Here is a 24,009-nt window from a genome sequence, read left to right on the forward strand (position 1 = left end):
CTCTCACCCGTACGGCGCGTGACCGGCTCCGGCCCGGCTTCGTTGGTCCGGGTGTCCGTGCCAGCCAGGGGCGGGCCGTAAGAAACCACGCGTGGCTTCGCTGGGGCGTGTGGCGTACCTCCGGTACGTCGTGGGACCTCGCACCAGCGCTTGTGACCGGACAGCAGGGGACAGCAGCCCGGTCACCCAGAAGGAGCGGTCGGCCCCGGGGACGCTCGGGGCCGGCCGCAACCGGCTCTTCCGGTCGCGGCCCCCGCGACCGCCAGCACAGTGCGAACCCCTCGGAACCCTCTCCCACGCGGCGCAACCCCCCGGCGCCGCCCCGCTCGGCACCGCCGCTGCCCTGACACCGGTGCCGACCCCAAGGGCCCCGTGCCGCGACCGGAATCGCGCCACGGGGCCCTTGTCCGCGTACACCTCTCCGACGTGACGCGCGTCACACGAAGATCCTGTGCAACCGCTACAACCTTCCCCACGGGTCGCGGGTCATCTATGCAGCAACACCAAAGCTGGTAGGGGCGCTGCACTCGGAGGGGGGTGCAGCGCCCCTTACCTGTGTCGGTCGCGGGTGCCGGCCGTCGGTTCAGGACGTCTTCGGCGGGACCACCGGCATCCCCAGGAACGGCAGTCGCAGCGCGCCGAAGGCGTCGGCCGGCACCGCGGGGGCCTTGGGCTCGATCGCCGCGATCCGTACGTACGACTCGCCCTGCCGCGGCCGCGGGTCCTCCTCGCCCTTGTTGGGCCAGAACGACATCGCCCGCTCCGCCTGCGCGGTGATCGTCAGCGACGGGTTCACGCCGAGGTTCGCGGAGACGGCCGCGCCGTCGACGACGGAGATCCCCGGATGCCCGAAGAGCCGGTGGTACGGGTCGATGACACCGGACTCGGCGTCCGCGCCGATCGGGCAGCCGCCCAGGAAGTGGGCGGTCAGCGGGGTGCCCATCAGCTCGCCGACGTTGGAGCCGGCGAAGCCGTTGATCTCCTCGGCGAGGAGGGATGCGGCCTTGGTCGCCGCCTCGATCTGCGTCGGGTTGGGGGCCCCGTGCCCCTGGCGGGCGGTGAGCAGGCCCTTTCCGATGCCGCCCGGCTTGCGGTAGGTGGTCAGCGAGTTGTCCAGGGACTGCATGACGAGGCCGATGATGGTCCGCTCCGACCAGCGCCGGTTGGACAGCGAGCGGGCCGTGAGCGCGGGGTGCTTGACGATCTCTAGCAGCCACCTGCGGACCCGGTGCGCGCCGTAGGGCACCTGGAGGATCGTCAGCGCGCCCATCGAGTTGGAGCCCTTGCCGTACCGGACGGGCTCGATGTGGGTGTTCTCGTCGGGGTGGATCGAGGAGGTGATGGCGACGCCGCGGGTGAAGTCGGCCCTCTCCTTGCCGTGCTTCTTCCGGTACCGCCGGTCGGTGGTCTGCGAGCCGACGAGGCCCTCGGAGTTGGTACGGGTCAGCTCGCCGAGCCGGGCCGAGATCCGGGGCAGCAGGCCGGTGTCCTTCATCCGGTGCAGCAGGGTCTGGGTGCCGTACGTGCCGGCGGCGATGACGACCTTGCGGGCCGTGAAGGTACGGCCCTTGCCCTTCCGCCGGTTGTCGGAGGGGAGGGTCTTGACGGCGTAGCCGCCCCGCGAGTCCTCGGTGACCGCGACGACCGAGGTCATGGGGTGGACGACAGCGCCCGCCTTCTCGGCGAGGTGGAGGTAGTTCTCGTTGAGGGTGTTCTTGGCGCCGTGCCGGCAGCCGGTCATGCACTCGCCGCACTCGGTGCAGGCCTTGCGGGAGGGTCCGGCGCCGCCGAAGAACGGGTCGGCCACCTCGCCGCCCGGCTTCGCCTTCGCCGTCCCGTCGCCGTCCTGCCCGTCCCCGAAGAACACCCCGACGGGCGCCATGTGGAAGGTGTCGCCGATGCCCATGCTCTGCGCGGTCGCCTTGAGGTGGACGTCCGACGGGGTCATGGTCGGGTTGATCCGGACGCCGAGCATCCTCTTGGCCTGGTCGTAGTAGGGGCTCAGCTCCTCGCGCCAGTCCGTGATGTCCTTCCACTGCGGGTCGTCGAAGAACGGCGCGAGCGGCTCGTAGAGGGTATTGGCGTAGTTCAGGGAGCCGCCGCCGACACCGGCGCCCGCGAGCACCATCACGTTGCCGAGCAGGTGGATCCGCTGGATGCCGTAGAGGCCCAGGGCAGGGGCCCACAGGAAGTTCTTCACGTCCCAGGAGTTCTTCGGCAGGGTCTCGCGGGTGAAGCGGCGCCCGGCCTCCAGGACACCGACCCGGTAGCCCTTCTCGGTGAGGCGGAGCGCGGTGACCGAGCCGCCGAAGCCGGAGCCGACGACGAGGACGTCGTAGTCGTACGCCCCGTCCTCCGCCTGCTCCTGATTTTGGGTAGGGGGTACCGCGGTCATGGCTCTCCTCGTACGAAAAGGGGACAGTCGGGATGGGGAGGCGGAGCGCCGGCTCAGCGCAGGCGCAGGGCCTTCATCGCCTTCAGGGACACGCTCATGAACGCGGCGTACTTCTCGTCGTCCATCCCGAAGGAGGGCGCGAGCGGGATCAGCCGCTGCTGGGCGACGGTCTGGGCCTCGGTGTACTTGAGGATGCCCTCGGAGCCGTGGCGCCGGCCGAGCCCGGAGTCCTTCATGCCGCCCATCGGGGACTGCACGCTGCCGTAGGCGGGGGCGTACCCCTCGTTGATGTTGACGGTGCCGGTGCGCAGCCGGGCCGCGACCGCGTGACCGCGGCGCGAGTCCTTCGTCCAGACGGAGGAGTTCAGACCGTACGGGGTGGCGTTGGCGAGGTCGACGACCTCGTCCTCGTCGCGGAAGCGGTAGACCGAGACGACCGGGCCGAAGGTCTCCTCGCCGCAGACGGCCATCGGGGCCTCCACGCCGTCGAGGATGGTCGGCTCGAAGAAGAGGGGGCCGATGTCGGGGCGGGCGACGCCGCCGGCGACGAGCGTGGCGCCCTTGGCGACGGCCTCCTCGACGTGCTTCGTGACGGTCTCCAGCTGGCGGTCGCCGACGAGCGAGCCCATGTCGGCGCCGTACGCGAGGGAGTTGCCGAGCCGCATGGCCTTGGTGCGGGCGGCGAAGCGGTCCAGGAAGACATCGGCGATCGACTCGTGCACGTAGAGGCGCTCGATGGAGATGCAGAGCTGGCCGGCGGAGGAGAAGCAGGCGCGGACGGCTCCGGCGGCGGCCTTCTCGATGTCGGCGTCCTTCAGGACGAGCATCGCGTTCTTGCCGCCGAGTTCGAGGGAGACGCCGACGAGCCGGGCGGCGGCGCCCTGGGCGACCTCGCGGCCGGTGCGGGTGGAGCCGGTGAAGGAGACGTAGTCGGCGTGCTTGACGACCTCGGGGCCGACGACCGGGCCGTCGCCGAGGACGACCTGGAAGACCTCGGCGGGCAGCCCGGCCTCAATGAGCAGGTCACGGGCCCACAGAGCGGTGAGCGCGGTCTCCGTGTCGGGCTTCATGACGACGGCGTTGCCCGAGACGAAGGCGGGGAGCGCGTCGCCGACGGAGAGTTCGAGCGGGTAGTTCCAGGGGGCGATCTGGCCGACGACGCCGCGCGGCTGGCGCAGCTCGGTGACCTTGGTGAGGGTCGGCACGACGCCGGTGTGACGGCGGGGCTTCAGATAGGAGGAGGCCTTGCGGCCGTAGTGGCGGGCGGCGACGGCGACCGCCTGCACCTCCTCGTGGGCGTGCAGGCGCGCCTTGCCCGTCTCCAGCTGGATGAGGTCGAGGACCTCGGACTGGCGCTGGAGGACGAGGTCGTGGAAGCGCAGGAGGACGGCGGCACGGGCCCTGACCGGGGTGGCGGCCCAGGCGGCCTGGGCCGCACGCGCGCGCGTGAAGGCCTCGGCGACGTCCTCGGGGGTGGACTCGGGCAGGTCCGCCAGCTTCGCTCCGGTGAACGGCGTGTGGTTGGCGGTCCGGCCGGAGCCGACGACACCGCGCGTGAGCCTGGCGACCACCTCGGGCGTCACGACGTCGGCGGCCGTACGCGCGCCGGCCGGCGCGGGCGCGACCGGATTGGTCGCCCCGGCGGGCGCGGCTGCTCCGGCCTGCGCGGCGGGAGCGTCGGGAACCGAGGGGGCGGCGGGGGCCTGCGAGTCCGTCATGGGCCCGAGCGTAGGCGCCGTTCCGCCCTTTGGGTACCCGTCGGTAACGCGTTTTCACCGGCTGCTCACATCGCGCCAGCGATCACTGGCACATAAGCCCTGATCAGGGGCTTACGGCCGCGAGGAGGCCCGTGCCGGAGATTCCCACCGGGTTCAGTCGCCCGGGGCGCGCCAGTGCTGAAGGACGATGTCGAACTGCTCGCGGGTGGTCTCCCAGCTCTCCTCCGGAGACGACATGTAGATCGCGTACTCCGTGCCGTCGTCGGCGTAGTACATGAGGTCGATCGCGTGCCGCGGACCGGGGAAGTCCCGCTTCTCCATCCAGGTGAACTCCCACAGGCTGGAGCGGACCTGGTCGCGGTAGGTGGTCTGGCCGAGCTTGACCCGGGTGTAGTCCATCCGCTTCGCGACGATGCGCTCCAGGTCGAGCGCGTGCATGTACGGGTTCTCGAAGTCCGGGCTGGAGTCGATGTTGATCCGGATGCGGTGGTTGCCGTTGTCCGGGGTGTAGTCGATGTTGTCGCCCTCCGTCTGCCGCTTCCAGCCCTTCGGCACGACGAGGCTGAAGCCCTCACGGTCCACGACCCGGTGCCAGCCGTCCGGGATGTCGCTCCCGGTGCCCTGGGTGGCGGTGGCGATGGGGGTGGTGGGGGCGGGGCCCGTGGCCGTGGTCTGCCCGCCGTCGCCGCGGCCGCCGCCCGCGTAGTTCATGGCGGCGAAGACGGCGCCGCCCGCGACGAGGCCGGCGAGCAGCGCGGCCAGGACGGCGGTATGCCAGCTCCGGCCGCGGCCCGAGCCGGAGCCCGAGCCGGAGGCGGCGGGACCGGCGGACGGCGGCACGACGGTGGGCGGGGAGGACTGCCCCTGGGATCCGTGAGATCCCTGGGGCGACTGGGACTGCTGAGAGGGCTGGACTGAGCGGGCCTGCTGGTGGGGTGACTGGGCCGGGTGGGGCCATGGAGCCATACCGGACGGGGTCGTGGCCCGAGCCGTGCCCGTCGGCCCCGGGCCGTCGGACTCCTCCCCCAGCGTCACGAGGTCGTGGCCCGACACGGAACCGTCCCCGGTCGGGTCCAGGTCCTCCCGCGCCACCCGCTGGGTCGGTACGTACGCCTGCGCCGCAGCCGGCGTACGCCCCTCCATCGCGTCGAGCAGCATCCGCCCGGCCTCGTCCGCCAGCGGACGCTGCGCCGGGTCCTTGCGCAGCAGCGCCACGATGACGGGGGCCAGCGGCCCCGCCTTCTCCGGGTACGGCGGCTCCTCGGCCACCACGGCCTGCATGGTGCTGATCGGTGAGGTGCGGCGGAACGGCGAGGCGCCCTCCACCGCCGTGTACAGGGTGGCGCCGAGCGACCAGAGGTCGGAGGCGGGACCGGGGTCGCCGCCCCGCACCCGCTCGGGGGCCAGATAGTCGATGGAGCCGACGAGTTCACCCGTCCGGGTGATCGTCGCGTCGCCCTCGATCGCCGCGATCCCGAAGTCGGTGATCAGGACGCTCCCGTCACGGGCGAGCAGGACGTTGCCCGGCTTGACGTCCCGGTGCAGCACTCCGGCCGCGTGCGCGGCGCGCAGCGCGCCGAGGACGTGCAGACCGATCCTGGCCGCCTCGTGCGGGTCGATCGTGCCCTTCTCCTTGGCGGCGTCGGCGAGCGAGGGCCCGTCGACGTACTGCATCACGATCCACGGCCGGTCGTCGTGCTCCAGGACGTCGTGGACGGTCACCACACCCGGGTGCGTGATCCGTGCGGCGGCCCGCGCCTCCTTCTGCGTACGGGCGTGCAGCACGAGGCGGTCGGCCTCCGCCACGAACCGGCCGGCCGTCAACTCCTTCACCGCCACGACGCGGTGCAGCACCTCGTCGTGTGCGCGCCAGACCTTGCCCATGCCGCCGCGTCCGATGGACTCGCCCAGCCGGTAGCGACCGGCGAGCAGCAGCCCCGTGCCTGTGCTCTGAGAATGTTCCACTTGCCCCCGCCCGTTCCTTCGGATGCCAGGTTACGGAGGGGGGTACGGGTGGCGGAACCTCGGGGCTGTCATAGGAACAGCACTGTGACCGGGGGCCGATGGGCATTCCGGGCACCCCCTCCCGACCCGGTCCCGCTCAGCGGCGCGGACGGAACGCCTTCGTGGCCTCGTCGAAGATCTCGGAGACCTTCTTGCCCTGCTCTTCCGGGCCGATGACCTGCACGATGTGGTACCGGCCTCCGTCGATCAGGGCGAGGTTGCGGACGAACACCTGACGGCCCGTGCTGTCCAGCCACCAGTAACTTCCCGTGGCCGTCGCGGTCGTACCGATGTCGACCCGACGTGTGTCGTCCGACCGCGACCAGCTCGATCCGCGGAACGGCTCCAGTTCGCGTTCCCTGGAGTTCTGGTACTCCAGCGGGTCGGAGCCGTTGTCGGCGACGCTGTCGCGGCCGGGGACGACGATCATCGTGAAGTCACCGCTGGTGTAGCGCACTTGCCCGGCGTCGTTGATCGGGCTGCGCCGCCACCCGTTCGGCACTCCGATCCGGAACCCCTCGGGGTCCTGCCGCAGCGTGTACCCGGCGGCGAGTGCCGGAGCCGAGGGGTCCGCGGCGGGCGGGGTGGTGCGCGGGGTGGCCGTCGGTTCGCCGGTCGGCTGGGCCGTGGTCGGCGCCTTCGTCGCGGGCGGAGGGCTCGCGGGTGCGGTCGTGCGCGGGGCCTGGCCGGCCGTGGGAGTGGTCGGCGCGGTGGGCTCCTCCCCGTCGCCGGGCAGGAAGAGGACGGCGTACGCGACGGCTCCGCCGAGCAGCAGGAAGACAAGGACCAGGAGGGTACGCCCGAGAGACTGCGGGGAACCCGGGGGCCGCGAGGACGACGGGCGGCCGCCGCGGGGCGCCTTGGCCGTTCGGGGGGCGCGGGGCGCTCTGGACGCGCGCTGGGGGATCTCCTCGTGGAACGACTCCTGGAAGTCCTCCCGGTACTCCTCGCGGAACTCCTCCCGGACATCCCCCCGCGCGGGGGCGGACCCGTACGCGCGCGTGTGGAGGTCGTCGTGACGGGCGTGCGCCTGGGCCGGAGGGCGCGGGTCCTTGCCCCGCTTGTGGCGGTGGCGGCCCGCTCCGGCTCCCCCGCGCCGACGGCGTACGAGCTCGCCGCGCCGGCGCACGATCGGCAGCCGCTTCTCGTCGAAGGACGGCAGGGGTACGACTCCGACACCTGCCTCCGGCTCCGGAGCCGAGCGCACCAGGGAGCGCAGCCAGCCGCGCAGCTCCTCGAAGTCGGGCCGCTCGGTGGGGTCCTGGCGCAGCAGGGACTCCACGACCGGGCGCAACGGGCCGCACTCTTCGGCGAATGCGGGCGGCTCGGCGCAGACCAGCTGGACGAGTTCGGCGGCGCTGTCCTCGGGGTAGGGGGCGTGCCCCTGGACGGCCCGGTAGAGGAGCGCGCCGAGCGCCCACAGGTCGGTGGCGGGGCCGATCGGCGGGGCGAGGCGCCAGTTCTCGTGGACGGGACCGGCCTGTTCGGGTGCCCAGCGCTCGGTGACGGCGCCGACGACCGCGATCCGGGTCTGCCGGGCCCGCTCGGCGGCGAGCCGGGTGGTGGGGCCGCGGTCCGCCCTGGCCTGGGCCGGGATGCCGGCCGGCTCCAGGGCCTCCTCCCGCGCACCGGCGGGGACCGGGAGGCGTGCGGGGTCCGGGGTCGCGGCCGTGTAGCCGGCGGGCAGGGCCGGACGGCCCGAACCGGGCAGCACGGGGCCGCGGCCGGGACCCGAACCGCCACCGGCCGGGATCGGCGGGGAGCCGTCCCGCGAGGCGTGCGGGCCGTCGCTCCAGTTGCCGGCCAGCATCACGCGCGGCGGCGGACCCGCCTGCGGACCCGCGCCGTACGGCTCGTCGCCGTCGTCGCCGTCGTCCTCGTCGTCCTCGTCGTCCGCCACCCGCGCCCACCACTGCGGCTCCGGCGCACCCGCCGCCTGCGCGGTCGGCGCCGGGGGCGGTTCGGGCGGGTCCGCCGGCGCGGGGCGCTGCGCGGGCAGGGCCCCGGTCTCGCCGAGCTTGGCGGCGGCGCGGGCACCGGCCCGGTAGGCGGCGATGGCCCCGGCGCGGGCGGCCCGTACGTCGGCCGTGGGCGGGACGGGCGCGGGCTGCGTCTCGGCGGCGGGCGCCGGGGGCAGCGCCCGGCCGTAGGGGTCGGTGCCGTAGCCGCCGGGGGCGGTGCCGTAGGGGGAGGCGGATGCGGATTCGCCTTCGTCCTGGCCGGCTTGAGGCGCGTACGGGTCGTACGGGTCGGGTTCCTGGACGTACGGACCCGGTTCGGGGTCGTACGGGTCGGATTCCTGGACGTACGGACCCGGTTCGGGGTCGTACGGGTCGGATTCCTGGACGTACGGCACGGGTGCGGGGTCGTACGGGTCGGATTCCTGGACGTACGGCACGGGTGCGGGGTCGTACGCCTCGACGCCGTGGCCGTACCCGTACCCGTGCCCGTATCCGCGGTCCAGACCACGCTGCTCTTCCGTGTCCTCGGCCGTCTCGTCGAGCAGCTCGTCGACCGGTTCCTCGGCGGGATCCTCGGCCGGCTTCTCGAACTCGTCCGTGGTCCCGTACGGAACGTGCCCGTCGTTCTCCTCGTAGACCTCCGCCTCGTACAGCTCGGAGCCGTACTCCTCCGCGGCGTACTCCTCCGCGCCGTATTCCTCGGTGCCGGCCCCCCCGTCCCCGTACTCCTCCACCGGCGCCTGCCACGCCGTCGTGTCCGGATCCGGCTCCGGTACCGGCGCGTACCCGCAGAGCGCCTCCTCCGCGGCGCCCACCGCGAGGCCCGTGAGGACCACCCGTCCGTCGTCGCAGACGAGCACGGTCCGGGCCGTGATGTTCCGGTGCACCCACCCGTGGGCGTGGAGCGCGCGCAGCGCGGTGAGGACGTCGGCGCCGATCTCGGCCGCGCGGTAGGGGTTGAGCGGCCGCTCGGCGAGGAGCGCGGCCAGCGGCCGGGCCGCGATGCGTTCGCTCACTATCCAGAGCGAACCGGCCTCCGCGAAGACGTCGAAGACCTGGTCGAGCAGGGGATGGTCGGGGATCTGGGCGGCGGCCTGGGCCGCCTCGATCGCCCGGCGGACGACGGGCTCGGCCGGGCGGCGGGTCGCCCGGCCGACGGCGCCGTGGGGACCGGTCGGGCCGCCCTCGCCGTCGAGCACCTCGGCGTCGACGAACTCCGGCAGCGGCACCTGGCGGACCAGGACCTCCTGCCCGCTGAACGTGTCGAAGGCGCGCGTCTCGGCCGGGTCGTACGCGTCCGTGTCCGCGTCCGCCGGCGGCAGCGGCAGGCGGTAGCGGTCCGCGAGCACCCTTCCCGCGTAGTCGTCCACGACGCCTCCCCACGCGCGCACGCTGTCCCTCGTGGACCCGCGGACCCCTCGGGATCGGGCGGGATCACGCGAGTCCGACAATTCCGGTCCGGCACCGTGCAGTTATCGGCTCTGTTCGACTGCGTACGGTCCTCGAACTCTCACGATACGTGCCGCTGGTCAGTCCTTGGGGCTGAACGTGGCGAACGCCGTCTCGCGCAGCGTCTTGCACTCCGCGCCGTTCCACTCCTCCGCCTTGCAGCTGACCATGATGGAGTAGCCGTGCTTGGCGTCGACCTTGAAGCCGCGGTTGAGCACATGGACGCGCATGCCCTGCTGGGTGCGCTCGAACTCCCAGTCCGCGACGGTCGGGTAGCCCTTGTAGGAGACCGTCCGGATACCGAAGTGCTTGTAGTTCTTGCTGGTGGCGGCCACACCGATCTTGCCGAGCTCCCAGGCGGCCGCCGCGTCGTCCTTCGGGCTGGAGTTGAAGTCGACCTGGATGCGCGGGAAGCCGCCGCTCTCGCTGAATATCCCGCCACCGCTGTAGCCCGGTATCGAACGGAGCTTGAACGTGGCGGGCATCGCCATGGAGAAGTGGAAACGGTCGTTGGTGACGAGGGTGTAGCCCGCGGGCAGCTGCGCGCCCGTGCCGCCGCCGGGCTTGCCGGTCGGCGTGGTGCCGGTGCCGTTCGACCCGCCGGACCCGTCCGTGGCACCCGTGGAGCCCGTCGTGCCGTTGCCGCCCGTCGACCCGTTCGAGCCGGTGTCGCCGGGCTGCGCGCCGCCCTGCTGGCCGGCGCCGCCGGGCGACTGGCCCTTGCCGCTGTCCGATCCACCGGAGGCGCTGGAGCCGTCACCGCCGGCGGAGGCGCCGGCGGAGGCCGTGGTGCCCCCGCTGTCCTTGCCCTGGTTGCCCTCGTCGCCGCCCTTGAGGGAGACCGCGAGGATCGTCCCGAGCAGGGCGAGCACGGCGACCGCGGCGATGATCACCAGCGTGCGGCGGGGTACGACGTCGGTCAGCGACGCACGGGCGGGAGTCGGTCTGCCACCGGCCTGCCGCGTCGCGGAGGCGGCCCCCGTCGCCGTCCTTGCGGTCGGCGCCGTCGGCTCGGCCTTCACGGAGGCAGCCGCGTTCCGTACGGACTTCAGCGCACCCCGCATCCGGTCGGCGGAGGTGTCGGGCGCCTTGCCCCGGTCGGCCGTCGGGGCGACCGGAGGCTGGTCGGGGCGCGGCGGCAGCGGTACGACCCTGGTGACCTCGGGGGAGACCGGGGGCGCCGGTTCGGGCGCGTCGAGCACGGCGCGGAGCAGGACCCGCGCGCGGGCGTCGTCGAGCCGCTGGGCCGGGTCCTTGGCGAGGAGGCCGTAGATGACCTTCTCCAGCTCGGGTCCCGCGTTCTTCGGCGGATCGACGGGCTCGGTCATCACCGCCGTGAGGGTGGCGATGGCGGAACCCTTGTCGTACGGCGGGCTGCCCTCGACCGCCGCGTAGATGAGTCCGCCGAGCGACCACATGTCGGCGGCGGGGCCGGGCTTGTGGCCGCGGGCGCGCTCGGGCGAGATGTACGAGGGGGCGCCGACGAGCATGCCGGTGGAGGTGATCGAGGGGTCGCCCTCGACCTGGGCGATGCCGAAGTCGGTGAGGACGACCCGGCCGTCCTCGGCGATCAGCACGTTGGACGGCTTCACGTCGCGGTGCAGGATGCCCTCGCGGTGCGCCGAGCGCAGCACGTCGAGGATGGCGAGGCCGACCTCGGCGGCGCGCCGGGGGGTGAGCGTGCCGTCCTCGCGGACGGCGTCCGCGAGGGACTTGCCCTCGATGAGCTCCATGACGATCCACGGACGGTCGTCCTCGTCGACGACGTCGTAGACGGTCACGGCGCCGTTGTTGCGGATCCGGGCGATGGCCTTCGCCTCGCGCAGCGTCCGGGTGATGAGCCGGCGCTTCTCGTCGTCGTCGATGCTGGTGGGGAAGCGGAGTTCCTTGACGGCGACGGTACGGCCGAGGGTCTCGTCGACGGCACGCCACACGGTGCCCATGCCGCCGCGGCCGAGGACCCCGCCGAGTCGGTAGCGGCCGGCGAGGAGCCGGCCCTCGTTGACCGGGGCCTTGCGCCCCCTGTCGCCACCGGTGCCGCGCGCCGAAGCACGCGCCGGGGGACGGTCGCTCTCGCCGTCGCCGTCGCCCGCGCCGAACCCGGCCCGCCCGGTCGACGGCTCGGTCCCCCGCAGCCGCCCGCCGGACGCGCCCTGAACGTCCTTCACGTCCGGACCGCCCGGGGCGTCCTGAACGTCCTTCACGTCCCCGTCGGCCGAGCCCTTCACGTCTCCGGCACCCGAGTCCTTCGCGCCCGTCGACTCCACCGGACCCGCCGGTTCCGTGGACCTCCCGGGCTTCACCAGGTCCGCCGGAACCGCGGAGTCCGCGGGCGCCACGGAGGACGTCGCCGGTGCCCCGGCTTCCTCCGCACCCCGCTCGACCTGCGCGTTCTTCGCGTGCTGTGTGTCCTTCGCGTCGTCCCGCTCCGGCTCACGCGCGGCCGGGACCACTCCTCGGTCGCCGTCGGTCGCGGCCCCCGCGGCGGCGTCCCGCCCGGGGTCCTTCGCCGTGTCCCGCGACTGCTCCGCCTCCGACATGCGTCCCCTCTGCGATCCCTGATCTTCGCCGCGTCTGCCGCTTCCCGCGCGATGCGGTAACCCGCCCTGGAAGAGAGGCCATTGTCCCTCACCTCAGGACGGGTGGCGCCCCCGGGTCCGTACTCCGGGATGACGACGCCCCCGCACACCCTCCAGGTTCCCACCCGCCGCGGGCGAGCCGGTCGTTCCTCCCCGGGCACGCGGGGCGCCCGCGCGTCCCGGACGTCCCGTCAGATCGGCACGATGTCCGGCGCCCCGAGCCGGGCGGCGTCCGCCGTCAGGTCGTCGGGCTGCCGCTGCGACTCCCGCTCTGCCTCGACCCGCTTCTCGTAGTGCTCGATCTCCTTCTCGATCTGGTGCGCGTCCCAGCCGAGGACCGGCGCCATCAGTTCCGCGCACTCGCGGGCGCTGAGCGTGCCCCGGTCGAAGGTCTCGATGGAGATTCTGGTGCGCCGGGTGAGGACGTCGTCGAGATGCCGGGCGCCCTCGTGGGAGGCGGCGTAGACGATCTCGGCGCGCAGGTAGTCGTCGGCGGCCGGGAGCGGTCGGGCGAGGGTGGGGTCCGCGGCGATGAGGTCGAGGATCTGCTCCGTCAGGGAGCCGTACCGGTTGAGGAGATGCTCGACCCGGACGACGTGGAGGCCGGTGCGCGCGGCGATCCTGGCCCGCGCGTTCCACAGGGCGAGGTAGCCCTCGGCGCCGAGCAGTGGAACGTCCTCGGTGACACAGGGGGCGACCCGCTGATCGAGGGCGTGCACGGCCTCGTCGACGGCGTCCTTGGCCATGACGCGGTACGTCGTGTACTTGCCGCCGGCCACCACGACCAGGCCGGGCACCGGGTGGGCGACGGTGTGCTCGCGGGAGAGCTTGCTCGTGGCGTCCGACTCGCCGGCGAGCAGGGGGCGCAGGCCCGCGTAGACCCCTTCGACGTCGTCCCGGGTGAGCGGGGTGGCGAGCACGGTGTTCACATGCTCCAGGAGGTAGTCGATGTCGGCGCTGGACGCGGCGGGGTGGGCCTTGTCGAGGTCCCATTCGGTGTCGGTGGTGCCGACGATCCAGTGCCTGCCCCAGGGGATGACGAAGAGCACGGACTTCTCGGTGCGCAGGATCAGTCCGGTGGACGAGTGGATGCGGTCCTTGGGGACGACGAGGTGGATGCCCTTGGAGGCGCGGACGTGGAACTGCCCGCGCTCGCCGATGAGGGCCTGGGTGTCGTCGGTCCACACCCCGGTGGCGTTGACGATCTGCTTGGCCCGGATCTCGTACTCCACACCGGCCTCGACGTCCTGGACGCGGGCGCCGACGACCCGCGCGCCCTCGCGCAGGAAGCCGATGACGCGGGCCCGGCTCGCGGCCAGGGCGCCGTAGGACGCGGCGGTGCGCACGAGGGTGGCGACGAAGCGGGCGTCGTCCATCTGGGCGTCGTAGTACTGGAGGGCGCCGACGAGCGCGTCCTTCCTGAGGCAGGGCGCGACGCGCAGCGCGCCCCGCCGGGAGAGATGGCGGTGGACGGGCAGGCCGCGGCCGTGTCCGGAGGAGAGGGACATCGCGTCGTACAGCGCGACGCCGGAGCCCGCGTAGAACCGCTCCCAGCCCTTGTGCTGGAGCGGGTAGAGGAAGGGGACCGGCTTCACCAGGTGGGGTGCGAGCCGCTCCAGGAGCAGTCCGCGCTCCTTGAGGGCCTCCCTGACCAGGGCGAAGTCCAGCATCTCCAGGTAGCGCAGGCCGCCGTGGATGAGCTTGCTGGAACGGCTGGAGGTGCCGGAGGCCCAGTCGCGGGCCTCGACGATGCCGGTGGAGAGCCCTCTCGTGACGGCGTCGAGGGCCGTCCCGGCACCGACGACTCCGGCGCCGACCACCAGCACGTCCAGCTCGCCCTCGGCCATGGCCGCGAGCGCCTCGGCGCGCTCGGCGGGTCCCAGTGTCGCTGTCCTCACGGCTTGCCTCCCGTCGTCCCCGTGGTTCCCCGTCGTTCCAGCACGCGAACCGGGCCATGTGGTCCGGCTCACAGCTCGATTCTGTCCCTCCCCGGCGACTTCAGCCACCGCCTCGCCACCGACCTGTGGATAACACTCGGCGACCTTCGACCCCACAATGCGGCATATCGGTCATATTTACGCCTAGTCTGACATTGCGCTCGACCCGTTCTGTCCACCGGGCTTGCGCGTCGCGTTCCCACCGGCTATCGGGAAGGACGGCCCACCCCCCATGCCCGCTGATCTCGCCGTCATCGGCCTCGGCCACCACGGACTCCCCCTGGCCCAGGCCGCCACCGCCGCAGGCATCGACACCATCGGCTACGACACCGATCCCCACGCCGTCGCCGAACTCGCCGCCGGCCGCTCCCCGGTCGACGGCTCCCTCACCGTCCCGGAGATCCGCCGGATGCTCTCGGGGGGCTTCCGGCCGACCGCCAACCCCGCCGAACTCGGCCGGGTCCGGACCGCCGTCCTCTGCGCCCCGACCCCCCTGGGCCCCGACCACGCCCTCGACCTCGGCGCCGTCACCGACGCGGCCCGCGCGCTCGCCGCGCGGCTGCGCCCGCACACCACCGTCCTGCTCGAATCCCCGGTTCCCCCGGGCACGACCGAGGGCCTCCTCCGGGACCTCCTCGAAGAGGGCTCCGGCCTGCGCGCCGGACGCGACTTCCACCTCGCGTACTCCCCCGGCCGCCTCGACCCCGGCAGCCGTACGCACGGCTTCGCCGGCACCCCCAAGGTCATCGGCGGCCTCACCCCGGCCTGCACCGAGGCGGCGGCGGCCTTCTACGGCCGGCTCACCGACAAGGTGGTACGTGCGCGTGGCCCCCGCGAGGCGGAGACGGTCAAGCTCCTGGAGACCAACTTCCGGCACGTCAACATCGCCCTCGTCAACGAGATGGCGGTGCTCTGCCACGAACTCGGCGTCGACCTGTGGGACGTGATCCGCTGCGCCGAGACCAAGCCGTTCGGCTTCCAGGCCTTCCGCCCGGGCCCCGGGGTCGGCGGCCACGGCGTCCCCGTCGACACCGTCGGCGCCCACCGCCCGCTCCGTCTCGTCGAGCTCGCCGGCCAGGTCAACGAGCGCATGCCGCAGTACGTCGTCCAGCGCGCCGCCACCCTTCTCAACGAGCACGGCAAGTCGGCCCGCGGCGCCCGGGTCCTGCTGCTCGGCATCACGTACAAGCCCGACCTGCCGGACCGCCAGGGCTCCCCCGCCGACGAGATCGCCCGCCGTCTGATGGACCTGGGCGCGGCCGTCAGCTATCACGACCCGCACGTTCCCGACTGGCGCGTCCGCGAGCTCCCCGTCCCCCGCGCGGACTCCCTCTACGAGGCCGCCGCCCACGCCGACCTGACGGTCCTGCTCCAGCACCACCGCACGTACGACCTGCAGGGGCTCGCGGTGAAGGCCCAGCTTCTCCTCGACACCCGCGGCGCCACTCCCACGGGCACGGCCCACCGTCTCTGACCTGCGCGGCCACCGGGCAAAACTGTTGTGCCCCTGTCATAGGGGAGTGCTAATCTCCGGGCCTCTCGTACGCACGCACGCGCGTGCTGCTTCGTCCCTGGGGGGATCCGCACCATGAGCCAGCCCGTTCCGCCGCCCGGCAACCCGTTCGCCGGGGGCGCCGCGCCCGAGCCGTACCCCGTCGCGCCGCCGCCGGCGCCCGCCCGTGACAACGTCGCCCTCGGCCTGGTCGCCGCGGTCGTCGCCGCCCTCGTCTCGGCCGGCGTGTACGGCGCCGTCATCGGCGGCACCGAGCGCGAGATCGGCTGGGCCGCCGTCGGCATCGGGTTCCTCACCGGTCTCGCCGCCGGCAAGGTCGGCGGCCGCAACCCCGTCCTGCCGGTCGCGAGCGCGGTCCTCGCCCTCGGCGCGGTCTACCTCGGCCAGCTCCTGGGCATCGCGATCCTCCTCTCCAAGGAGCTGAACGTCTCCGCGACGGAGCTCTTCCTCCAGGAGTTCGGCCTGCTCACCGAGGGCTGGAACGCGACCAAGGACCCGCTGACGTTCCTGTTCTTCGGCATCGCCGCCTTCGCCGCGTTCTCCGGCGCCAAGAAGGCCGCGTAGCCGTCACGCGTACGAGGAGGGGCCCCGCACCACCCGGTGCGGGGCCCCTCCTCGTACGTACGGGAGCCGACGTCAGCGCTTGTGCTGCGAGTCCGCGACCGTGACCTCGACGCGCTGGAACTCCTTGAGCTCGCTGTAGCCCGTGGTGGCCATCGCGCGGCGCAGGGCGCCGAAGAAGTTCATCGAGCCGTCCGGGATGTGCGACGGGCCCGCGAGGATCTCCTCGGTGGTGCCGACGACGCCCAGGTCGACCAGCTTGCCGCGCGGCACGTCCTCGTGGACGGCCTCCATGCCCCAGTGGTGGCCCTTGCCGGGCGCGTCCGTGGCGCGGGCCAGCGGGGAGCCCATCATGACCGCGTCGGCACCGCAGGCGATCGCCTTCGGCAGGTCGCCGGACCAGCCGACCCCGCCGTCGGCGATGACGTGCACGTACCGGCCGCCGGACTCGTCCATGTAGTCGCGGCGGGCCGCGGCCACGTCGGCGACCGCGGTCGCCATCGGGACCTGGATGCCGAACACGTTGCGCGTGGTGTGCGCCGCGCCGCCGCCGAAGCCGACGAGGACACCCGCGGCGCCGGTGCGCATCAGGTGCAGGGCCGCGGTGTACGTGGCGCAGCCGCCGACGATGACCGGGACGTCGAGCTCGTAGATGAACTGCTTCAGGTTCAGCGGCTCGGACGCGCCCGACACGTGCTCGGCGGAGACCGTGGTGCCGCGGATGACGAAGATGTCCACGCCGGCGTCGACGACGGCCTTGGAGAACTGCGCGGTCCGCTGCGGGGAGAGCGCGGCGGCGGTGACGACACCGGAGTCGCGCACCTCCTTGATGCGCTGCCCGATCAGCTCTTCCTTGATCGGGGCCGCGTAGATCTCCTGCAGACGGCGGGTCGCGGTCGCCTCGTCCAGCTCGGCGATCTCGTCGAGCAGCGGCTGCGGGTCCTCGTACCGGGTCCAGAGACCCTCCAGGTTCAGGACGCCGAGGCCGCCCAGCTCTCCGATGCGGATCGCGGTCTGCGGCGACACGACCGAGTCCATGGGGGCGGCCAGGAAGGGGAGCTCGAAGCGGTAGGCGTCGATCTGCCAGGCGATCGAGACCTCCTTCGGGTCCCGGGTGCGCCGGCTCGGAACGACGGCGATGTCGTCGAACGCGTACGCCCTGCGGCCGCGCTTGCCGCGCCCGATCTCGATCTCAGTCACGATGTGTGGCCTTTCCCTCTACGTCTGCGCCTACCAGTATCCCCGACACAAGCGTGAGGGGCGGCTCCGGCCACATGCCGGAACCGCCCCCACGCGTCGCGCTGTGTTACTTCCTGCTGTAGTTCGGTGCCTCGACCGTCATCTGGATGTCGTGCGGGTGGCTCTCCTTGAGGCCCGCGGAGGTGATCCGGACGAAGCGGCCCTTCGACTCCATCTCCTCGATGGTGGCCGCGCCCACGTAGCCCATGGTCTGGCGCAGACCGCCGACGAGCTGGTGCAGAACGTTGGCCAGGGGGCCGCGGTAGGGCACCTGGCCCTCGATGCCCTCGGGTACGAGCTTGTCGTCCGAGGCGACCTCGGCCTGGAAGTAGCGGTCCTTGGAGTAGGACCGGCCCTGGCCGCGGGACTGCATCGCGCCGAGCGAGCCCATGCCGCGGTACGACTTGAACTGCTTGCCGTTGATGAACTGCAGCTCGCCCGGGGACTCCTCGCACCCGGCGAGCAGGCTGCCCAGCATGACCGTGTCGGCACCGGCGGCGAGCGCCTTGCCGATGTCTCCGGAGTACTGCAGACCGCCGTCGCCGATGACCGGGACGCCGGCGGCGCGGGCGGCGAGCGCCGCCTCGTAGATGGCGGTGACCTGCGGGACACCGATGCCGGCGACCACACGCGTGGTGCAGATGGAGCCGGGGCCGACGCCGACCTTGACACCGTCGACACCGGCGTCGATCAGGGCCTGCGCGCCGTCACGCGTCGCGACGTTGCCGCCGATGACGTCGACGCCGACGCTGGACTTGATCTTCGCCATCCAGTTGAGGGCGTTGCTGTTGTGACCGTGGGAGGTGTCGACGATCAGGAAGTCGACACCGGCCTCGGCGAGGCCCTGGGCGCGCTCCAGCGCCTCGGGGCTGGCGCCGACGGCCGCGCCGACGAGCAGGCGGCCTTCCTTGTCCTTCGCGGCGTGCGGGTACTTCTCCGCCTTGACGAAGTCCTTGACCGTGATGAGGCCCTTGAGGATGCCCGCCTCGTCGACCAGCGGCAGCTTCTCGATCTTGTGGCGGCGGAGCAGCTCCATGGCGTCCACGCCGGAGATGCCGACCTTGCCGGTGACCAGCGGCATCGGGGTCATGACCTCGCGCACCTGGCGGCTGCGGTCCGACTCGAACGCCATGTCACGGTTGGTGACGATGCCGAGGAGCTTGCCGGCCGGGTCGGTGACCGGGACGCCGCTGATGCGGAACTTGGCGCAGAGCGCGTCGGCCTCGGCCAGCGTCGCGTCCGGGTGCACGGTGATCGGGTCGGTCACCATGCCGGACTCGGAGCGCTTCACGAGGTCGACCTGGTTGACCTGGTCCTCGATGGACAGGTTGCGGTGCAGCACACCCACGCCACCCTGCCGCGCCATGGCGATGGCCATGCGGGACTCGGTGACCTTGTCCATCGCCGCGGAGAGCAGCGGGATGTTCACGCGCACGTTGCGGGAGATGCGGGACGAGGTGTCGACCGCGTTCGGGAGGACCTCGGACGCGCCCGGCAGCAGCAGCACGTCGTCGTAGGTCAGCCCGAGTGTCGCGAATTTCTCGGGCACTCCGTCGACGTTTGCAGTCATGACACCTTCCCCAAATGGCCTTGATCGGTGCGGATGTCCATGCTAACGGGCTGAAGCGGTGTCTCATTCCACGATCAAGATCAGCCGCAAGCTTTGGACATTCACACGTGTACGAAAGGGACGACTGGCCTCAGTGAGTCTTACTGGCTGGCCACTGCCGCCACCCGGCTACTGCTCGGCCAGCGCCCTGAGCCGGCTGAGCGCGCGATGCTGCGCGACCCGGACGGCCCCCGGGGACATGCCGAGCATCTGCCCGGTCTCCTCGGCGGTCAGTCCGACCGCGACGCGGAGCACGAGCAGTTCGCGCTGGTTCTCCGGGAGGTTGGCGAGCAGCTTCTTGGCCCACTCGGCGTCGTCGCTGAGGAGCGCGCGCTCCTCCGGGCCGAGGGAGTCGTCGGGCCGCTCGGGCATCTCGTCGGAGGGGACGGCCGTGGACCCCGGGTGCCGCATGGCGGCCCGCTGGAGGTCGGCGACCTTGTGTCCGGCGATGGCGAAGACGAAGGCCTCGAAGGGCCTGCCCGTGTCCTTGTAGCGCGGCAGCGCCATCAGGACGGCGACGCAGACCTCCTGGGCCAGGTCCTCGACGAAGTGCCGGGCGTCGCCCGGCAGCCGGTTGAGACGGGTGCGGCAGTACCGCAGCGCGAGCGGATGGACTCGCGCGAGCAGGTCGTGCGTCGCCTGGGCGTCGCCCTCGACCGCGCGGTGTACGAGCGCGCCGATCTCCCCCTGCCCGGCAGGCATGGGGGACCCCACGGTCTCGTCGTCGCGCATCGCTCCATGGTGCCCCGACGCCTCGGCGTTCGTGGCACCGCGTCCGTAGTTGTGCACCGAAGCGTTATGAGTAGGTGCGCCGGAACTCATCTCCCGCGCCCTCCCCTCCCGCTCGATCGACTCGTCCCCGAGGAACTCCACATCTCAAGGATGCGTCATCGCGCGGGGAAGTGACACAAGCCTGCCCCGTCCACCCCACGACGGACGCGGGCGGGGACGGGGAGGTAGCCGGTGACCTGCGATTCAGCGGACCAGACCCCAGCGGAATCCGAGGGCGACCGCGTGCGCCCGGTCCGAGGCGCCCAGCTTCTTGAAGAGACGCCGGGCGTGGGTCTTGACCGTGTCCTCGGAGAGGAAGAGCTCGCGCCCGATCTCGGCGTTGGACCGGCCGTGGCTCATGCCTTCGAGGACCTGGATCTCGCGCGCGGTGAGGGTGGGCGCGGCGCCCATCTCGGCCGAACGGAGCCGGCGCGGGGCGAGCCGCCAGGTCGGGTCGGCCAGCGCCTGCGTGACGGTGGCCCGCAGTTCGGCGCGCGAGGCGTCCTTGTGCAGATAGCCGCGGGCACCCGCGGCGACCGCGAGGGCGACGCCGTCGAGGTCCTCGGCGACCGTGAGCATGATGATGCGGGCGCCGGGGTCCGCGGAGAGCAGCCGGCGGACGGTCTCCACGCCGCCCAGACCGGGCATGCGTACGTCCATCAGAATCAGGTCCGAGCGGTCCGCGCCCCAGCGGCGGAGGACTTCCTCGCCGTTGGCCGCGGTGGTCACGCGCTCGACACCGGGCACGGTCGCGACCGCGCGGCGGAGCGCCTCTCGGGCAAGCGGGGAGTCGTCGCAGACGAGGACGGATGTCATGCCTGACCTCCGCGGCTCTCGCAGCTGTAGCGCGTCACCTTGAGCCTCCAGGGCTGTACGTAATCGTCACCTGTGCGATTGACGCTCTCGGACACCTGCCCGATCGCTTGTTCCTTCAACCGCCTCCGCACTCTCAACGACGGTCACTCGAAAGAGTTACGGGTCGGACGGCAGCCTTCGGCACTCTACGTGAGGGCTTGCGCGCGGAGGGGAGCGACGCGGGCCGTTCGCCCTTCATCGAAAGCTATGCCCCATTTAGCGGGATTTCTTCCCTTTTCGCGGTGTCTGTGGCTAGATTCGCAATGAGTCATATTTACATCTACTTAGACAGTAGGTGTACCGACCCGGACCGACGGGGACACGAGGAGCCCCGGCCATCAGCCATCCACCCGCCCACCTATCCGTTCGACACGGTTTCAAGGGGACAAGCGCAATGGCAGATTTCTCCCGCCTTCCCGGACCCAACGCCGATCTGTGGGACTGGCAACTGCTCGCGGCCTGCCGCGGCGTCGACAGCTCCCTGTTCTTCCACCCCGAGGGAGAGCGCGGCGCGGCACGGAGTGCGCGTGAGAACTCGGCGAAAGAGGTCTGCATGCGGTGCCCGGTACGCGCGGAGTGCGCGGCACACGCACTCGCCGTGCGGGAGCCCTACGGCGTATGGGGCGGCCTCACCGAGGACGAACGCGAAGAGCTCATGGGACGCGCGCGCAATCGCCTGATCACGGCGGCGCCGACGACCGCGTCGGTCGCGTCCACGGCTTCCGTGACATCCATGACGACATCGGCGTCGGCAGCAGGCCGGCCGATTGCGGAGCGCATGTGAAGGAACGTTTCCTCAACTAAGCACCGAACCTGAGCACCCACACCGGAGCACGAACGACCGGAGCACCGACAACCGGAGCCGCGCCCACGCGCGCGAGGCGGCGTCCTACGCGCGCGTGGCGGCCCGGGTCAGTTCGTCGAGCGTGGCGGCGACGGCCGGCACCTGCGCCAGGTCGGGCAGCGTCAGAGCCACGATCTCCCGCTCCACGGCGGGCTCCACGGTCACGGTCCGCGCCCCCCTGGGCCGAACGGACTCGATGGCCAGCTCCGGCAGGACGGCCACGCCGAGACCGGCGCCGACCAGGCCCACCACGGCCGGGTAGTCGTCGGTGGCGAAGTCGATACGGGGGGTGAAGCCCGCCTCCTCGCACACGTCGACGAGCTGACGGCGGCAGCGCGGGCAGCCCGCGATCCAGGACTCGTCGGCCAGTTCGGCCATGCCCACGGACCCGGCCCCGGCGAGCCGGTGCCCCTCGGGGACCAGGCCCACCAGGCGGTCGGCCAGGATCGGGCGGACGACCAGGTCGTCCCACTCGGCCTGCCCGTCGGCCTGCCGGCCTTCCGGCCCGCCGCCGTACCGGAAGGCGAGGGCCACGTCGCAGTCGCCCTCGCGGAGCATCTCGATCGAGCGCGGCGGCTCGGCCTCGACGAGCGAGACGCGGGTGCCGGGGTGCGCGGCCCGCAGCGCGGCGAGCGCGGTGGGGACGAGCGTGGAGCTGCCACTGGGGAAGGAGACCAGCCGGACCCGGCCCGCGCGGAGCCCGGCGATCGCGGCGACCTCCTCCTCCGCGGCGGTGAGCCCGGCGAGGATGCCGGAAGCATGGCGGACCAGGACCTCACCGGCCTCGGTGAGGCGCATCTCGCGTCCCGTCCGGATCAGCAGCGGCGTACCGGCGGAGCCTTCGAGGGCCTTCATCTGCTGGCTGACGGCGGGCTGGGTGCAGCCCAGTTCGCGCGCGGCGGCCGAGAAGGAGCCGGTGGCGGCGACGGCACGCAGGACGCGGAGATGACGAGCCTCGATCATGGACTCCAGCATAAGCGAATCTTGGATGAAGTCCCACTTTTCCGCCTTCAGCTTTGAGACGGGTGCCCGTAAAGTGCCCACATGACCTTGCTGAGTGTGAATGTGGGCCGCGCCAAGGCCGTGGACTACACCGAGGCCGCGGCCGGCCTGACCGCCATCGACAAGCGCCCCGTCGAGGGGCCGGTCCGGATCGAGGCACCCGGAGCGCCCGGCGTCGGCAGGAGCGGGCTCGCCGGGGACACGGTGTGCGACCTGCGCTTCCACGGGGGCGACGACCGGGCCGCGTACGCCTTCGCGCGCGAGGACCTGGACCGGTGGGAGCGCGAGCTCGGCCGCCCGCTCGCCAACGGCTCCTTCGGCGAGAACCTCACGACCCAGGGCCTCGACGTGAACGGCGCCCTGATCGGCGAGCGCTGGCGGATCGGCGAGGAGGTCGTCCTGGAGGTCACCGGCGGCCGCATCCCCTGCCGTACGTTCGCGGGCTTCCTGGAGGAGAAGGGCTGGGTCAAGCGGTTCACGCAGTCCGACGCCGGTCCGGGCGCGCTGCTGCGCGTGATCGTGCCGGGCGAGATCCGCGCCGGCGACCCGATCACGGTCGTCCACCGGCCCGACCACGGCATCACCGTCGCGCTGCTCCACCGCGCCGCGACCACCGAACGCGCCCTGCTCCCCAGCACGTTGGTCGCCGCCGAGTGGATGGAGTCCGGACTCCTCGCGCTCGCACGCCAGTACGCGGAGAAGTACGCGCGCGCGTAGCCCGCGTCTGGTCGGCGGTACGCGGACAAGAACGTCTCCGCCGTGGCACTACCGTGCCCGTATGACGACAGCACTGATTACGGGCGCCACCGCGGGCATCGGGGCCGCTTTCGCACGGAGGCTCGCCGCGGACGGCCACGACGTCGTGCTCGTGGCCCGGGACATGAAGCGGCTCCGGGAGCAGGCGACGGAGCTGCACGACCGCCACGGCATCGAGGCCGAGGTGCTCGCGGCGGACCTCGCCGAGGAGAAGGGCATCGCCGCCGTCGAGGCCCGGCTCTCGGACCCGAAGCAGCCGGTGGACATGCTCGTGAACAACGCCGGCTTCGGCAACAAGGGGCGCTTCCTCGAGGTGTCCATGGCCGACGAGCTGAAGATGCTCACGGTGCACTGCGAGGCGGTGCTGCGGCTGACCTCGGCGGCCGCCGCCTCGATGAAGGAGCGCCGGCGGGGCTCCGTGGTCAATGTCGCCTCGGTGGCGGCCTTCGTGCCCCGGGGCACCTACGGGGCGTCGAAGGCCTGGGTCGTGCAGTTCACCCAGGGCGCGGCGCGGGACCTGGCGGGCACCGGCGTACGGCTGATGGCGCTCTGCCCCGGCTTCGTACGGACCGAGTTCCACGAGCGGGCCGGGATGGGGACGGACAACATCCCGGGCTGGATGTGGCTCGACGCGGACAAGCTGGTGACGGCGGCGCTCGCGGACCTGGACCGGGGGAAGTCGCTGTCGATCCCCGACCCCCGCTACAAGGCCCTCATGGGTGTGGTGAAGCTGGCGCCGCGCGGGCTCCTCGGCGGGGTCTCCTCGAAGGCGGGCAGGAAGTACGGGCCGAAGTAGACCCCGTCACCCGGCCCTGG

16 protein-coding genes are annotated in these 24,009 nt (G+C 72.4%); 5 read left to right on the forward strand and 11 right to left on the reverse strand.

The genetic code is table 11. The features are described from left to right. Positions 1-583: 583 nt before the first annotated feature. The 6 genes from IF00_RS0115840 to IF00_RS0115865 form a co-directional block, all read right to left on the reverse strand. Positions 584-2,395 (reverse strand): GMC family oxidoreductase, encoded by a 1,812-nt coding sequence (locus IF00_RS0115840; protein WP_030318539.1) that lies wholly within the window; start codon positions 2,393-2,395, stop codon positions 584-586. 53 nt (positions 2,396-2,448) lie between these two features. After that, on the reverse strand, positions 2,449-4,113 hold the full coding sequence (locus IF00_RS0115845) for a succinic semialdehyde dehydrogenase (RefSeq protein ID WP_030318542.1): 1,665 nt from the start codon (positions 4,111-4,113) through the stop codon (positions 2,449-2,451). A gap of 153 nt (positions 4,114-4,266) precedes the next feature. Next, the gene (locus IF00_RS0115850; protein ID WP_030318544.1) at positions 4,267-6,078 is read right to left on the reverse strand and encodes a serine/threonine-protein kinase; all 1,812 of its coding nucleotides are present in this window, start codon (positions 6,076-6,078) and stop codon (positions 4,267-4,269) included. A gap of 136 nt (positions 6,079-6,214) precedes the next feature. Beyond that, positions 6,215-9,448, reverse strand: coding sequence for a protein kinase (locus IF00_RS0115855; RefSeq protein WP_030318546.1), 3,234 nt, complete (start codon positions 9,446-9,448; stop codon positions 6,215-6,217). 159 nt (positions 9,449-9,607) lie between these two features. Beyond that, positions 9,608-12,067 carry a serine/threonine-protein kinase gene (locus tag IF00_RS0115860; RefSeq protein ID WP_030318548.1) on the reverse strand — a complete coding sequence of 820 codons (2,460 nt, stop codon included), beginning with the start codon at positions 12,065-12,067 and terminating at the stop codon, positions 9,608-9,610. A gap of 230 nt (positions 12,068-12,297) precedes the next feature. Then, a complete protein-coding gene (locus IF00_RS0115865; RefSeq protein WP_030318550.1) occupies positions 12,298-14,004 on the reverse strand; it encodes a glycerol-3-phosphate dehydrogenase/oxidase in 1,707 nt (568 codons plus the stop codon). 271 nt (positions 14,005-14,275) lie between these two features. On the opposite strand from IF00_RS0115865, the gene IF00_RS0115870 reads away from it, so the two are divergent. Both IF00_RS0115870 and IF00_RS0115875 read left to right on the forward strand, forming a co-directional pair. Further along, a complete protein-coding gene (locus IF00_RS0115870; RefSeq protein ID WP_030318551.1) occupies positions 14,276-15,517 on the forward strand; it encodes a nucleotide sugar dehydrogenase in 1,242 nt (413 codons plus the stop codon). Between the two features lie 114 nt (positions 15,518-15,631). Beyond that, complete coding sequence (locus tag IF00_RS0115875) at positions 15,632-16,120, forward strand: hypothetical protein (RefSeq protein WP_030318552.1); 489 nt, start codon at positions 15,632-15,634, stop codon at positions 16,118-16,120. A 72-nt stretch (positions 16,121-16,192) separates the two neighbouring features. On the opposite strand, the gene IF00_RS0115880 is transcribed toward IF00_RS0115875, so the two are convergent. The 4 genes from IF00_RS0115880 to IF00_RS0115895 all read right to left on the reverse strand — a co-directional run bounded on the left by IF00_RS0115880 (position 16,193) and on the right by IF00_RS0115895 (position 20,552). Then, positions 16,193-17,317, reverse strand: coding sequence for a GuaB3 family IMP dehydrogenase-related protein (locus tag IF00_RS0115880; protein ID WP_030318553.1), 1,125 nt, complete (start codon positions 17,315-17,317; stop codon positions 16,193-16,195). A gap of 106 nt (positions 17,318-17,423) precedes the next feature. Further along, a complete protein-coding gene (gene guaB, locus IF00_RS0115885; protein ID WP_030318555.1) occupies positions 17,424-18,926 on the reverse strand; it encodes an IMP dehydrogenase in 1,503 nt (500 codons plus the stop codon). Between the two features lie 168 nt (positions 18,927-19,094). Beyond that, a complete protein-coding gene (locus IF00_RS0115890; RefSeq protein WP_030318557.1) occupies positions 19,095-19,697 on the reverse strand; it encodes a sigma-70 family RNA polymerase sigma factor in 603 nt (200 codons plus the stop codon). Positions 19,698-19,940: 243 nt separating this feature from the next. Continuing rightward, on the reverse strand, positions 19,941-20,552 hold the full coding sequence (locus tag IF00_RS0115895) for a response regulator transcription factor (RefSeq protein ID WP_003948568.1): 612 nt from the start codon (positions 20,550-20,552) through the stop codon (positions 19,941-19,943). A 433-nt stretch (positions 20,553-20,985) separates the two neighbouring features. On the opposite strand from IF00_RS0115895, the gene IF00_RS0115900 reads away from it, so the two are divergent. Then, positions 20,986-21,375: a WhiB family transcriptional regulator gene (locus IF00_RS0115900; RefSeq protein ID WP_030318559.1), complete on the forward strand. Its 390-nt coding sequence runs from the start codon at positions 20,986-20,988 to the stop codon at positions 21,373-21,375. A gap of 105 nt (positions 21,376-21,480) precedes the next feature. Here IF00_RS0115900 and IF00_RS0115905 read toward each other — a convergent pair whose 3' ends face one another. After that, positions 21,481-22,398 carry a LysR family transcriptional regulator gene (locus tag IF00_RS0115905; protein WP_030318561.1) on the reverse strand — a complete coding sequence of 306 codons (918 nt, stop codon included), beginning with the start codon at positions 22,396-22,398 and terminating at the stop codon, positions 21,481-21,483. 81 nt (positions 22,399-22,479) lie between these two features. On the opposite strand from IF00_RS0115905, the gene IF00_RS0115910 reads away from it, so the two are divergent. Together IF00_RS0115910 and IF00_RS0115915 are read left to right on the forward strand one after the other, a co-directional pair. Beyond that, positions 22,480-23,154 carry an MOSC domain-containing protein gene (locus IF00_RS0115910; RefSeq protein WP_030318563.1) on the forward strand — a complete coding sequence of 225 codons (675 nt, stop codon included), beginning with the start codon at positions 22,480-22,482 and terminating at the stop codon, positions 23,152-23,154. 61 nt (positions 23,155-23,215) lie between these two features. Next, positions 23,216-23,989, forward strand: coding sequence for an SDR family NAD(P)-dependent oxidoreductase (locus tag IF00_RS0115915; RefSeq protein WP_030318565.1), 774 nt, complete (start codon positions 23,216-23,218; stop codon positions 23,987-23,989). Positions 23,990-24,009: the final 20 nt, after the last annotated feature.

This window comes from Streptomyces flavochromogenes, from assembly GCF_000717595.1.
In the GTDB taxonomy this organism is placed as follows: Bacteria; Actinomycetota; Actinomycetes; order Streptomycetales; family Streptomycetaceae; genus Streptomyces; species Streptomyces flavochromogenes.